Source organism: Denitratisoma sp. agr-D3 (assembly GCF_054658675.1).
The window spans coordinates 140,836-154,269 of record NZ_BAAGIA010000004.1; the positions used below are offsets into that span (position 1 = coordinate 140,836).

Here is a 13,434-nt window from a genome sequence, read left to right on the forward strand (position 1 = left end):
GCCGATTCGACCTTGATTGAACAAGCCACATCGATTCTCAGGATTGCCTGGTCTTGTGCTTGCGGGCTTTGCGCTTGCGCCACCAGAGGATGGCACCGGTCGCCGCCAGCAGGGCTGTTGCCAGGCCGGCGGCGGTGAGCAGCATGCGATAGGGCAGGCCGAAAACATGGCCCATGTGCAGGGCGCCCAGCCAGTTGCTGAAGGTATTTCCCCGGGCACCGCCGGTGGGCAGCCATTGTCCGCGCACTTCACCGGTGTTGGCGTCGATGAGGATGCCGGTGTTGCCGACATCGTGGCGCAGGTCAGCGCTGCTGTGGACCATGTAGGCGTAGATGCCACGACCCTGGTCGAAACGCAGTCTTTCTTCAGAATCAACGGTGAATCCCTGGCGGTGGGCCAGGACGGCCATCTGGTGGCGGGCCTTTTCCAGGGCCACCTGCCAACCCAGGACCGGTGTGGTCAGCGGTTCGGCCTGTTTGGGCACGTTGCGCCAGGAAAGATCAAAGGGGAGCAGACGGCTCATGATTGGCAAATAGACCTGGTCGCGCAGGGTGAACATGACGCTGGACCAGGCCAGGATCAGCAGCAGCCCCCAGAACCAGAGTCCTCCGGCGCGATGCAGGTCGAGGGTGCGGCGATGGAAGCCGGCGTCGCGCTTGATCTGCCAGGACGTTCGCCATTTGCTCAGGAACGGACGGCCCTTGGGCATGGTCAGGATTGCCCCGGCAAAGCAGTCGATGGTCCAGAGTACGGCAATGACCCCCAGCAACAGGGTTCCCCAGGGGTTGGGCAGGGCCAGGGTGTAGTGCACCCGGGCGATGAAGGGCATCAGGGTTTCCCGGTCCCAGTGGAAGGTGCCCCGGGAGCGAATGCCCTGTACGGTGCCTTGCCAGGGATCGACGAAGACCTCATCCTGAACGGTTGATCCCGGATGGGCGATCCGCATCCGGACCGTGTGGCCGGGGTGCGGATGCAGGGGCATGTCATCGACGCGACGGGTTTGCTTGAGGCCTGCATCTTGATTCAGCCAAGTCTCCACCTGGGCTCGCAGGAGGACGGGGTCAAGGGGAGCCTGTCCTGCCGTTGGGGAGGCCGTCAGATGGAGCGATGGCGCCAGCCAGGTGTCCAGCTCCTCATACCAGGCCAACAGCGCCCCGGTGAGGCCCGTGATGACGAGAAAGAGCGTTGCGGTCAGCCCCAGCCAGCGGTGGATGAGGACTAGGTGTGGGCGTTTTACCATCGTAGGGTGAGGCTGGCGATTGCGCTTCGTTCGGCACCGTAAAAGCAGGTCGTGGTGCTGTAGTAGCAGGATTGAATGTAGTTCTTGTCGAACAGGTTGTTGATGTTCAAAGCCGCCCGCCAGGCGCCGGTATCGTAGGCAATCAGGGCATCGACGACGGTGTAGTCGGGCAGTCGGGCCGGCGTCGGGGTGCTGCCCAGGACATAACCGCTGGTGCCCATGATGCGTCTTACGCCGGCACCGATTTGCAGACCTTGCAGCTCAGGCGTGTTGAAGCTGTAGCGAGTCCAGAGGGATACGGTTTGCTTGGGTACGCCGGAAGGAACCGTGCCCAGGTCGGCTCCATTGCTTTTGGTGACCTTGGCGTCGGTATGGGCGTAGGAAGCCAGCAGGTCCACGGTCTTGCCGACCTTGGTGGCGGCTTCCAGCTCCAGGCCGCGGGAACGGATTTCCCCAGTCTGGACTTGGTAGCCGGTATGGGACGGGTCCGGGTCGGTGGTCAGCACATTGCTGCGGCGCAGGTCGAACAGGGCGGCGGTGACGCTGCTGTCGCTGCCCGCTGGCTGGTACTTGAGGCCCACTTCCGTCTGTTTGCCGGTGAGGGGATCGAAGGCTTTGCCGTTGAAGTCGGTGCCGCTGGCCGGTTCAAAGGATTTGGCGTAGCTGACGTAGGGCGACAGGCCGTTGTCGAACAGGTAAACCACGCCGGCCCGTCCCGTGAGGGCGGATTGCTGCTGGGACGTGATGGTCTTGGCAAGCAAGTCCTTGGTGCTGCTGCGGGCCCAGTCCTGGCGCAGCCCCACTAGGAAAACCCAGTGCTTTTGGTATTTGATCTGCTCCTGGGCGTAGAGCCCGGTCTGGATGCTGCTGGTGTCCGCGTTGCGGCTCAGGTTGGCGTTGGGGGTGATGGTGGCGCCGTACACCGGGGCGTACAGGTCCAGGGCCGCCACGGTGCCCCGGCGTTCCTGGCGGGTGGCCGGGGCATTCAGGTAGTCGAGGCCGATCAGGCTGGTGTGCTCGAATTCCCCATGATGCCATTTGGCCTCCATCTGGTTATCCATGGTCAGGGCCTGGTATTCATCATTGCGCATATAGGCAAAGCGGTTCAGCAGGCGCTGATTGGCTTGCAGGCCGCTGCCGTAGGCGGAGTTCCAGACCATTTCCGAGTGGTAGTAGCGCAGGTTCTGACGGAAGTTCCAGGTGTCGTCGAGACGGTGCTCCAACAGATAGCCGACCGTGGAGGTCTTGGTTTCCCATTTGTCGAAACCGGGTTCGCCGGTGAACAAATTGCGCGGCAGTTCGCCGTAGGGATTGGCCTTGGCCGTTCCCGCCACGGGCAGGCCCCAGTTGTAGGCGGTGCGGGTTTCCTGGTAGCTGGCCAGCAGGGTCAGGCTGGTGTCGGCGGACGGTCGCCAGGTCAGGGCGGGGGCGATGTAGGTGCGCCGGTCGGGAATGTGGTCGGTCATGGAGTCCGCATCCCGTGTCATGGCGGTCAGGCGGTAGGACCACTCTCCCGTGGCGCCCACGGGCCCGCCCAGGTCGACGCCCACCTGGCGACGGTTGTAACTGCCGGTCTGGAACTGGGCTTCATGCAAGGCTTCCTGGGTCGGACGTTTGGTGACCACGTTGATCACACCACCCGGGGCGACCTGGCCGAAGAGGACGGACGCCGGCCCCTTGAGCACTTCCACCCGTTCCAGGCCGTAGGGCTCGACGGTGGAGGCGTAGATACCCAGGGCCTGGCGCATGCCATCCCGATAAACCGCCGTATCGGTGGTGGCGAGCCCGGCGGCAAAGCCGCGCAGGTTGAAGGAGTCGTCGGTGAGGTTGATGCCCCGGGCGGATACGACGCCGGCGCTGTAGCGCAGGGCGTCCTGAAGGGAGGGCGCGCCCTGGTCGTCCATCTGGTCCCGGGTGACCACGGTGACGACCTGGGGGATTTCCGCGAGGGGCGTGTCGGTTTTGGTGCCGGTGGCCGTGCGCCGGGCGACATAGCCGTGCACGGGGCCCCAGGCGGTCTCTCCTTCCTGGGTCGCCTTGACGTTGACGGCGGGGAGCACCGCTTCGGTTTTCGTGGTGGGAATTGGACGCAGGGTGTAGCTGCCCAGATCGGTCTTGACCAGTTCCAGGCCCGAGCCGGCCAGGGCTTGGCGCAGGGCTTGTTCGGCCCCCATGCGGCCCTTGACCGGCGCGGCCTGACGGCTGCCGATGGTGGCGGCGTCCACCGTCAGGGTCAGGCCGGCCTCCCGGCTGATGCGGTTGAGACTGGCGGCCAGGGGGCCGGCGGGCAGGTCGTATTCATGGGCCTGGACCTGGGCCGGGTTGGCTTGCGCCAGCACCGGGAAGGGAAACGACAGGGGCAGGAGAAGACCCAGGGCCAGCACAAGCGGCGTGGGACGGAAGCTCGGGGTGAAATCACGGGGCATGGGGATACTCCAAAAGCAGGGGATAGGGGTGTTTTTCCCTATGCCGAGCGAGGAGCGAAAAGTGACAGGGGCCGGGCGAAATTTTTAAGGTTCCTGCCGTTCCTCGATGCGCAGCCAGAGGTTTCCCCGTCGTGTCAGACGGACGGGAAGCACCTGGGTCAGCGAGGCAATGGCGTAGTCGGTGTTGCCGAGGGGGACCGTGCCGGTGACGCGCAGCTGGGCAAGCGTCGTGGCGACGGAAAGGTAGCCAGGGCGGTAACGGGCAAGTTCCTTGACCAGTTCATCCAGGGGCATGTTTTCCACGGCCAGCATGCCGCTTACCCAGGCATCCGCCTCGGGCCGGGCCGGTTGGATCTCGCCGAGACCCTGGGGGCCAAGGCGCAAACTGCTGCCTGCCGTGACCCGTTGCTCCTCCCGGCAAGGGCTGTCCACGGCGTCGTTGCATGCGCGGGGGCGGGCAAGCACGGCCGACTCGGTGACGGTGATCATCGTGCCTTGCTCGTCTCGGCGGGTAAGGAAGCGTGTGCCCAAGGCACGCAGACTGCCGTCTTCGGTCAGGACTACAAAGGGACGGGGATCACCGTGGCCGGTTTCGACCTGGATTTCCCCGGACAGTAGGCGCAGGGCCCGGCGCGATGGCGTGAATTGGAGGTCTACGGCGCTGCGGGTGTTGAGCACGATCACCGTCTGGTCGGGCAGCACCACGCGGCGTTGTTCGCCGGTGCCCGTGCGGTAATCGGCCAGCAGACCCGACAGGGGCTGAAAACGGTCCACCGCGCCCAGGCCGATGGCGGCGAGCAGCAGCATGCTGGCAACCGTGGCGAGGGGCTTGACGCGATTGCGCCGTGGCTTGAGCAGCACCTGGCGCAGGGCAGGGGCCTGGGGCAAGGACTGGAGGCGGGCATCGATCATGCCGAGCTGACGCCAGGCACGGGCATGGTCGGCATGGGCGTCAAGCCAACGTTGTAGGCCGGGCAGATGTTCAGTCGAGTCCGCATCGAGGCGCAATTGCCAGGCGATGGCGTCATCCAGGACTTTGCTGGATACCGGCTGTTCGTCTTCCTGTCGCGCCGTTTGTGTCGCCATCACGGTGTCACCGCGCCGAATCGAAGTTGGTAGCAGTGCCTGGCGCCGGTAGCGAGATACTGGCGCACCCGGGAAACGGAAACCCCCAGTTCCGCGGCAATCTCGGCATGCCCCAATCCGTCCAGCCGGCTCATGAGCCAAGCCGCGCGCACCTTGGGGGCAAGGCCGTCGAGAAGGCGGTCCACTTCCAGCAGGGCTTCCAGTATCAGATGCTGCTGTTCCGGCGAGGGCGCCGTGGCTTCCGGCTGGTGGGCAAGGGATTCGAGCCAGGCTTTTTCCAGTTCCCGGCGGCGATAGAAGTCCACCACCAGGCCGTGGGCAATGGTGGTGAGGAAGGCCCGGGGTTCGCGGACATGCTCAAGCTGCTCGCTGCGGGAGGAGAGGATGCGGAGGAAGGTGTCGTGGGCGAAGTCGGCGGCCCGCTCGGCACAGCCGAGCTTGAGCCGCAACCAATTCCGCAGCCAACCGTGATGGTCGTGGTAAAGGCCTGCGATAGGGTCCGATGCGACGTTGGATGGGGAAATGATGCTCACGGCTGCCTCCGGGACGGTCCAGGGACCGCAAAATTGGCTGGCTGGCCGGAGGTGGGCTGGCTTGCTCTAGTTGAGAACCATTCTTATTTTCCCATTGGGGTGGTCCTCCGTCAATGGCTGTCCTTCCAGATGGTTGTCTTGGGGCGGCCAACTTGGCTGCTTGGGTATAATCGCGCCCCTTTGCCGCGCATGCGCCGCCTGTTCGCGCATGGCCTTCATTCGGCATCCCTCCCCCAGGAAAGCCCGCTGTGTCCGCCCTCGACCAAGAAATCGCCCGTCGCCGCACCTTTGCCATCATTTCCCACCCGGACGCGGGTAAGACCACCCTGACCGAGAAGCTGCTCTGGTTCGGCGGTGCCATTCAGGTGGCCGGCGAAGTGCGTGCCCGCAAGGCCAGCCGCCATGCCACGTCTGACTGGATGGAGCTGGAAAAGCAGCGGGGCATCTCGGTCACGTCGTCGGTGATGCAGTTCCCCTACCGGGACTACATTGTCAATCTGCTGGACACCCCCGGCCACGAAGACTTTTCCGAGGATACTTACCGCACCCTCACCGCCGTGGATTCGGCCGTGATGGTGATCGACTCGGTCAAGGGCGTCGAGGAACGCACCATCAAGCTGCTGGACGTGTGCCGTCTGCGCGACACGCCCATTCTCACCTTCATCAACAAGCTGGACCGGGAAGGCCGGGAGCCCATTGATCTGCTGGACGAAATCGAGTCCGTGCTGAACATCCAGTGCGCCCCCATGACCTGGCCCATCGGCATGGGCAAGCGCTTCCGCGGCGTCTACCACCTGACCAACGACAGCGTGCAGTTTTTCGACCCCCAGGCCGAGAAAGGCACGTCCGAAATCATTCAGGGCCTGGACAATCCGCGCCTGGACGAACTCCTCGGCAGCCAGGCCGAGGAGTTGCGCAACGATATCGAACTGGTGCGCGGCGCGTCCCATGCCTTCGACCAGGAAGCCTATCTGGCCGGCAAGCAGACGCCGGTGTTCTTCGGTTCCGGGGTGAACAACTTTGGCGTGCAAAGCGTGCTCGACGCCGTGGTGGACATGTCGCCGCCGCCCCTGGCCCGCCCCGCCCAGACCCGCACGGTGGCGCCCAACGAACCCAAGTTCGCCGCCTTCGTCTTCAAGATCCAGGCCAATATGGACCCCAAGCACCGGGACCGCATCGCCTTCCTGCGCATCTGTTCCGGCAAGTTCGAGCGCGGCATGAAGATCAAGCAGGTGGCCGGCGGCAAGACCATGGCGGTGAACAATGCCATCACCTTCATGGCCCAGGATCGCAGCATCATGGACGAGGCCTATTCCGGCGACATCATCGGCATTCCCAACCACGGCACCATCCGCCTCGGCGAAACCTTCACCGAGGGTGAGGATCTGCGCTTCACCGGCATTCCTTCCTTCGCGCCGGAACTGTTCCAACGGGCCGTGCTGAAGAACCCCCTCAAGCTCAAGCAATTGCAAAAGGGCTTGCAGCAGTTGGCGGAGGAGGGGGCCACCCAGTTGTTCCGTCCGGTCGGCACCAACGACCTGATCCTGGGCGCCGTGGGTGCCCTGCAATTCGACGTGGTGGCCCACCGTTTGGAAAACGAATATGGCGTCGATGCCGTGTTCGAATCCGTGTCCGTGGCCACCGCCCGTTGGCTCACCGGCACGCCGGACCAACTGCGCGCCATTGCTGACAAATATCCCATGAACGTGGCCCTGGATGGCGGCGGCGACTACGTGTATCTGGCTTCCAGCCGGGTCAACCTGCAATTGACCCAGGAACGCTTCCCCGACATCCAGTTCCACGAAACCCGCGAAGTGCATTGAGTGTCCCGGCAATGACCGCCATGGTTCACGACACGCCCGTGCTCAAGCCCTTCGACGATGCCGGTTTCGTGGCCACCGTCCAGGCGGAAACCCAGCACTGGCTGGAGAAGGCCGTCATTGGCCTCAATCTGTGCCCCTTCGCCAAGGCGGTCCATGTCAAGAAACAGGTGCGCTATGCCATCACCGCGGCGGAAACCGCCGACGAATTGCTGGCCGAACTGGCCAACGAGTTCCGCCTGCTGACCGACACCGAGCCCAAGCTCCTGGACACGATTCTGTTGGTTCATCCCCGGGCCATGGTGGATTTCCTCGACTACCATTTCTTCCTCCAGGAAGCCGAAGCCCTGCTGCGCAACGAGGGCTACGAGGGCATCTACCAGATCGCCAGCCTCCATCCCCAGTACGAGTTCGCCGGCAGTGCGCCGGACGACATCGAGAACTACACCAACCGCTCCCCTTATCCAACCCTGCACCTGCTGCGGGAAGCCAGTATCGACCGGGCCGTGGCGGCTTTTCCCGATCCCGAGTCCATCTACGAGCGCAACATGGAAACCCTGCGGCGCCTGGGACCGGAGGGGTGGCAGCGCCTGTTGGCAAAGGACGAACCTTCGTCCTGACGCCGTCGTCCGAGCGTCGTACGAGGGCGAACGTGACACAGGCAACTACACGGCTTGCTCCGTGGTGGTGCATCCCTTAAAGTGGGCCGATGCCGGATGGCCGGCGCCGATTGATCGTTCACCGCAGGAGATTGCCATGAACAAATTCCTTTTCCGTACCTTCTGTCTCGCCGCCCTCCTGGCTGGCGCCACGACCGCCCACGCCATGGACCGGCGCCAGGCCGAGGCCCGTTACGCGGAGGACAAGAAGCTTTGCTATGAGGAATCCTCCTCCAGCGCCCGCATGCAATGCCTGCGCGATGCCCGCGCCGAGTACGACCGCGCCCTGACCACGGTGCAGACCGCGCCCTCGTCCTCCACCTACCAAAGCCGCCAATACTGCGCCGAATGCGGCCAGGTGGTGGCGGTGAACGTGGAGGAGCGGGCCGGTGAGGGCAGCGCGGTTGGCACCATTGCCGGCGGCGTCGCTGGTGCCGCCCTGGGCAGCGGCGTGGGACAGGGCACCGGCCGCGATCTGGCCACCATCGCCGGTGCCGTGGGCGGTGCTTTTGCCGGCCGGGCCATCGAGGGCAAGATGAAGTCGGAAAAAGTCTGGAAGGTCACCGTCCGCTTCGAAAATGGCGGCGAGCGTATTTACAGCTTCGACAACGATCCCGGCCTGGCCATCGGCACGCCGGTCCGCGCCAGCGGCAGCAGCATCCAACGGCGCTGATCCTTCCGTTCGCTCCGCGCCGCCGTGGCCGAAGAGGTCGAACTCAAGCTCTCCCTGGCCGGCGCGGATCAGCGTCGCCTGTTGCGCCACCCGCTGCTGAAGCGCGGTCGGCTGCTCCAGCGGCGGAAAATCGTCAATCTGTACTTTGATACGCCCGATCTGCATTTGTTTAGGCGGGGCGTTGCCCTGCGCTTGCGCCGCCTGGGCAGCCAATGGTTGCAGACGGTCAAGGCCGAGGGCGTTTCCGGCGGCGGTTTGAGCACGCGACCGGAATGGGAGACCGCCTATATCGGGCGCTTCGACTTTTCCGTCGTGGATGACCCGGCCCTGCGGCGGTTTTTGCAAGGACCGGATTGCCAGCCGCGCCTGTTGCCCTGCTTTGAAACCACCTTTTGGCGCAGTACCTGGCGCTTCGAACCCCGTCCCGGCCAGGGCCTGCTGCTGATGTTGGACCGCGGCCAGGTCTTGGCTGGCGGTCGGCAGGAAGAAATTTCCGAGCTGGAACTGGAGTTGGATGGGGCGACGGTGGACGATGCGTTCGATCTGGCGGAAGGCCTGGGGCAACGTATCTGTCTGCTGCCGGAGTTGCGCTCCAAGGCCGAACGGGGCTATCGCCTGGCCCTGGGCCAGGCGGAGTCCCCCCACAAGGCCGGCATTTCTCCCTTGTCGCTCCAGGGCACGGCGCGGTCGGCCTTTCGCACCCTCTGGCTCGATTGCCTGGAGCATTGCCTGCGCAACCAGCCCGGCGTTCTCCAGAGCGAAGACGAGGAATTCATTCACCAGATGCGGGTGGCCTTGCGCCGCCTGCGGGCGGTCCTGGCACTGTTCGCCCCGGTGTTGCCGGCCTCGGCCCAGACGTTCTTGCCGGCCTTGCGGCCCTTGTTGGCGGCCTTGGGCGAGGCACGGGACCTGGACGTGGTGGCGCTGGAGATGGTCGCTCCCGTGCAGGCCGAGCGTCCCCGGGATCGTGCCCTGACCGCCCTGGTGAGGGATCTCCAGGTGCGGCGACAGGCAGCCCGGCATCGGGTGGCGGCCCTGATCCGCAGTCCAGCCCATGGCCGCTTGCTGTTGGCGGCCTTGCGTCTCGCCCATGGCTGGCACGCCAATGGGCCGACCCAGGATGGGGAGGTGGCCCTGGTGCCTTTTGCTGCCCACCGCTTGGCGCGGGCCCACCGGCGCGTAACGCGACGGGCGACGGAAGCAGAGCCGGAGGATTGGGCCTCTCTCCATCGCCTGCGGATTGCGATCAAGCGGCTACGCTACAGCCTGGAGTTCCTTGCCCCCCTGCTGCGGCACAAGGCCCGGGAACGACTGCTGGCCGGCCTGGCCCGGCACCAGGAGACGCTGGGCTTGCTCAATGACTGGGCGACTTTGGACGCACGCCTGGGCAAGGATTTTGACGGCACCGCCACTACCCGCGCGGCCGCCAAACGGGTCCGGCACTGGCATGGGGAGCGACGTCGGGCCCTGGCGGCAAGCATGGCGGGGGACCTAGCTTTTCTGGCGCGGTTACCGGCGATTCCCTGGAAACGACGACTCGTCGGCAAGCGCTGACCCCGTTTGTGGTGCGTCGATAGGCTAGGGGCCGAGTGTTGCGGCCGGGCAAATATCGTCGCCATTACGTCACAAAAGTCACACCTCCTCCAGAACCCCTCGGCTACCATGACGTCACTGCCTTGTGCCGTGATCCCATGGATAACGCTCTGACCGTCGAAAACCTCTACTTGCGCCAGCAGCTGCAATCGTTGCTGGCGAAAGCGCGGCAGAACGAGGAAAAACTGCGGCGTTTCGACCAGATCGAGCGCCGCTTGATCGGCATCCGCTCCCTGGTTGAATTGATCCAGTTCCTGCTGAAGGACTTCCGCGAGGCTTTCCGCCTCGATGCGATGGCCTTGCTGCTGGTGGATCCCGAGTACGAAATCACCCGACTGTTGGAGCAGGAAAGCGCCGGGCGCATGCCTTTCCCCGGCCTGTGCCTGCTGGAGGATGCCTCCTCCTTCTCCTCCCTGTATCCCCGCAACCGTCCCTGTCTGGGGCCCTACGACCCGGGGCGGGCCGCCCAGCAGTTTCCGCCCCATGCCGAACTAGCCTCGGTGGCTTTGCTGCCCCTGCTGCGCCAGAACACGTTGATCGGCGGCCTTCACCTCGGTAGCGCCAGCGCGGACCGGTTCAGCGCCGACGACAGCACCGACTTCCTCGAACGGCTCACCTCCATTGCCAGCATCTGTCTGGAAAACGCCCTCAACCACGAACGGCTCCAATCGGTGGGGCTGACCGACGTGCTGACCGGCATCAACAACCGGCGCTATTTCGAAAGCCGCTGCCTGGAAGAAGTGGCCCTGGCCCGACGCAACGGTTCTCCCCTGGCGTGCATGTTCTTCGACCTGGACCATTTCAAGCACATCAACGACAGTCTCGGCCATCAGGCCGGGGACGAAGCTTTGCGCAAGGTGGCCAGCGTCATCAAGCTGATGCTGCGTTCCTGCGATGTGCTGGCCCGTTACGGCGGCGAAGAGTTCGTCGCCCTGTTGCCCCAGACTTCCCTGGCCCACGCCAAGGAAATCGCCGAGCGCATCCGCGCCGCCATCGCCGCCCATTGCTTCGAGCCCATGGCCGGCGAGGCGCCCCTGGTGGTCACGGCCTCCATCGGCGTCTCGGTATTGCCGCCGGTCAAGGCCGGCGCCCGGGCCGAAGAACAATCCGCCCAGATGATCGCCACCGCCGACCAGGCCCTTTATCAGGCCAAACGTGGCGGCCGCAACCGGGTGGTGGCGCTCTGAGCCGCTCAGCGCCTTAGTTCCGTTTGTCCCGTTTAGCCGTGACGTCCTATTGCCGTTAGCCGGCTAGCGTCGCCTGGCGGGCGGCTTTTCCGTGAAGCACTGGCAGCTCATGCCCGAGGCGGCAACCACTTCCCGTTCTGGCGCGGTCCGGCTTTTGAAGCCCAGGGCGCGGCAACCGTAGGGAAACCCCGGATCGAAGGTGATGTAGTAGTGAAGACAACGCGGACAGCGGATGTCGAGCGGCGTGTCGTCTCGGGTTTCGGTGGCGGACAAAGCGGAGCGGCGGAAAAACAGGAAGCCCGGATTCTAGCTCCAGCCGCGCCGGGGCCAGAGCCGGGCCGCGGCGATGGTGAGGGTGGCCAGCAACAGGGCGGCTCCCGCATTGTGGGCGACGGCCAGCGGCAGCGGCAATCCGCCCAGCACATTGCCGATCCCCAAACCGATTTGCAGGGCCAGGGCCGCCAGCATGGCGTTGCCGACTGCGCGCAGGGCGCCATGCTGGCGTAGGACCAGGGCCAGGCCGGCCACCGTCAGGCAGACGACGAGGGCACCGCCCCGATGGGCCAGATGGATGGCGGTCATGGCTGTGGTGGGCAGCAATTCGCCGCTGGCGGTATGGCCCAGTTCCCGACGTAGTTGGAAGCCCTGGGCGAAGTCCGCCTCTGGCAGCCATTGGCCGGCACGACAAGAGGGAAAGTCGTCGCACATGAGGGCGGCGTAGTTGCTGCTGACCCAGCCGCCGAGGGCGATCTGGCCCAGCACCACCACCATCGCGGCCAGGGTCCAGCGGTGCAGGGAGCCGTGGTCGCGGTCGCCGTATGCCATGTTGCGCCGGCAGAACAACCAGAGCAGCAGGGCGAAGATGCTCATGCCCCCCAGCAGGTGGGCGGTGACGACTGCGGGCTTGAGCAGCAGGGTGACCGTCCACATGCCCAGCAGGGCCTGGCCGATCACCAGCAGCAAGAGCAGGCTGGGCACCCAGGGGGAATGACGGCGCCGGTTGTGGCGCCGCCAGGACGACAGGGCGATGACCAGGATCAGCAGGCCCAGGGTGCCTGCGGCGTAGCGATGCACCATTTCTTTCCAGGCCTTGTGGGCCTCCACGGGCTTGTTGGGAAAGGCGGCGCTGGCGGCGGCATGCTCCTGGGGCGCGCTGGGCACGGTTAGGTGGCCGTAGCAACCGGGCCAGTCGGGGCAACCCAGGCCTGCATCGGACAGGCGCACGTAGGCGCCCAGGGCGATGACGCAAAAAGCCAGCAACAGGGCCAGGGCGATGGGCAGGGTGTCGCTTTTGATCATCAGATCAGCCGGTCGGCGAACAGAGCGGCGAACAGGCCGGTCAGATAGACGATGGACCAGCGGAAGGCGGCCCGGGCGGCGGCATCGGAGTAACGACGCCAGAGATCCCAGGCCACCGCCAGATAGCGCAGATTGAGCAAGGTCACCAGGCCGACGTAGATCGGTCCGGTGGCGCCCAGGGTGAAGGGCAGGTAGCTCACCGCCGCCAGCAGCACGGTGTACAGCAGGATGTGCAGGCAGGTGAGGGGCACGCCGTGGGTCACGGGCAGCATGGGGAGGCCGGCGGCGGCGTATTCGTCGCGCCGGTAGCAGGCCAGGGCCCAGAAGTGGGGCGGCGTCCACAGGAAGATGATGAGGAACAGGGCCAGGGCGGTGAGGCTCACTTCCCCGGTCATGGCGGCCCACCCCAGCACCGGCGGCATGGCGCCCGAGGCGCCGCCGATGACGATGTTCATGGGGGTGTTGGGCTTGAGCAGCAGGGTATAGACAATGGCGTAGCCGAGGAAAGTGGCCAGGGTCAGCCACAGGGTGAGGGCGTTGACCGCGCTGCCCAACAGCCAAAGACCAAGGCCGCCCGTGAGGCAGGCCAGGGTCAGGGTTTCCGCCGGCGAGATCAGCCCCTGGGGCAGGGGACGGGCCCGGGTGCGGGCCATGCGGGCATCGATGGTGCGTTCCACCAGGCAGTTGATGGCCGCCGCGGCCCCGGCCACCAGGGCGATGCCGACGCTGGCGAACAGCAGCCGTGTCAGGGAGGGCCAACCGGGGGCGGCCACCAACATGCCGATCATGGCGGTGAACACGATCAGGCTGTTCACCCTCGGCTTGCATTGGTCGACAAAGGCGGCCAGCTTGAGTCGCAGGGGCGGGAGAGCGAGGGGGCTATGGGCGGTATGGGTGGGGGCGGTGCGGTTCATGACA

General features: G+C 65.3%; 12 protein-coding genes. 5 read left to right on the forward strand and 7 right to left on the reverse strand.

Annotated features, from left to right (window positions below; genetic code table 11):
• Nucleotides 1-37: 37 nt before the first annotated feature.
• The 4 genes from ACYQ2U_RS12505 to ACYQ2U_RS12520 form a co-directional block, all read right to left on the reverse strand.
• Nucleotides 38-1,240, reverse strand: a complete 1,203-nt coding sequence (locus tag ACYQ2U_RS12505) for a PepSY-associated TM helix domain-containing protein (RefSeq protein WP_459950710.1) — start codon at nt 1,238-1,240, stop codon at nt 38-40.
• Nucleotides 1,234-3,666 (reverse strand): TonB-dependent siderophore receptor, encoded by a 2,433-nt coding sequence (locus ACYQ2U_RS12510; protein ID WP_459950711.1) that lies wholly within the window; start codon nt 3,664-3,666, stop codon nt 1,234-1,236. The genes ACYQ2U_RS12505 and ACYQ2U_RS12510 overlap by 7 nt, the downstream gene beginning before the upstream one ends.
• Before the next feature lie 84 nt (nt 3,667-3,750).
• Nucleotides 3,751-4,752, reverse strand: a complete 1,002-nt coding sequence (locus ACYQ2U_RS12515; RefSeq protein ID WP_459950947.1) for a FecR domain-containing protein — start codon at nt 4,750-4,752, stop codon at nt 3,751-3,753.
• Nucleotides 4,752-5,285, reverse strand: a complete 534-nt coding sequence (locus ACYQ2U_RS12520) for a sigma-70 family RNA polymerase sigma factor (protein ID WP_459950712.1) — start codon at nt 5,283-5,285, stop codon at nt 4,752-4,754. Before ACYQ2U_RS12520 ends, ACYQ2U_RS12515 begins: the two co-directional genes overlap by 1 nt.
• 248 nt (nt 5,286-5,533) lie before the next feature.
• Between ACYQ2U_RS12520 and ACYQ2U_RS12525 the strand changes: the two genes are divergently transcribed.
• From ACYQ2U_RS12525 to ACYQ2U_RS12545, 5 genes are all read left to right on the forward strand, one after another.
• Nucleotides 5,534-7,108 carry a peptide chain release factor 3 gene (locus ACYQ2U_RS12525; RefSeq protein ID WP_459950713.1) on the forward strand — a complete coding sequence of 525 codons (1,575 nt, stop codon included), beginning with the start codon at nt 5,534-5,536 and terminating at the stop codon, nt 7,106-7,108.
• 11 nt (nt 7,109-7,119) lie between these two features.
• Nucleotides 7,120-7,725, forward strand: coding sequence for a DUF1415 domain-containing protein (locus ACYQ2U_RS12530; RefSeq protein WP_459950714.1), 606 nt, complete (start codon nt 7,120-7,122; stop codon nt 7,723-7,725).
• A gap of 136 nt (nt 7,726-7,861) precedes the next feature.
• Nucleotides 7,862-8,437, forward strand: a complete 576-nt coding sequence (locus ACYQ2U_RS12535) for a glycine zipper 2TM domain-containing protein (protein WP_459950715.1) — start codon at nt 7,862-7,864, stop codon at nt 8,435-8,437.
• 24 nt (nt 8,438-8,461) lie between these two features.
• Nucleotides 8,462-9,991, forward strand: a complete 1,530-nt coding sequence (locus ACYQ2U_RS12540) for a CYTH and CHAD domain-containing protein (protein ID WP_459950716.1) — start codon at nt 8,462-8,464, stop codon at nt 9,989-9,991.
• A 137-nt stretch (nt 9,992-10,128) separates the two neighbouring features.
• Nucleotides 10,129-11,217: a DUF484 family protein gene (locus tag ACYQ2U_RS12545; protein WP_459950717.1), complete on the forward strand. Its 1,089-nt coding sequence runs from the start codon at nt 10,129-10,131 to the stop codon at nt 11,215-11,217.
• 63 nt (nt 11,218-11,280) lie between these two features.
• On the opposite strand, the gene ACYQ2U_RS12550 is transcribed toward ACYQ2U_RS12545, so the two are convergent.
• The 3 genes from ACYQ2U_RS12550 to cyoE are packed head-to-tail and all read right to left on the reverse strand — an operon-like array spanning nt 11,281 to nt 13,430.
• Entirely contained in the window at nt 11,281-11,490 is a 210-nt protein-coding gene (locus tag ACYQ2U_RS12550) for a hypothetical protein (RefSeq protein WP_459950718.1), read from the reverse strand.
• Between the two features lie 33 nt (nt 11,491-11,523).
• On the reverse strand, nt 11,524-12,516 hold the full coding sequence (locus ACYQ2U_RS12555; protein ID WP_459950719.1) for a COX15/CtaA family protein: 993 nt from the start codon (nt 12,514-12,516) through the stop codon (nt 11,524-11,526).
• Nucleotides 12,516-13,430, reverse strand: coding sequence for a heme o synthase (gene cyoE / locus ACYQ2U_RS12560; protein ID WP_459950720.1), 915 nt, complete (start codon nt 13,428-13,430; stop codon nt 12,516-12,518). Before cyoE ends, ACYQ2U_RS12555 begins: the two co-directional genes overlap by 1 nt.
• Nucleotides 13,431-13,434 lie beyond the last annotated feature (4 nt).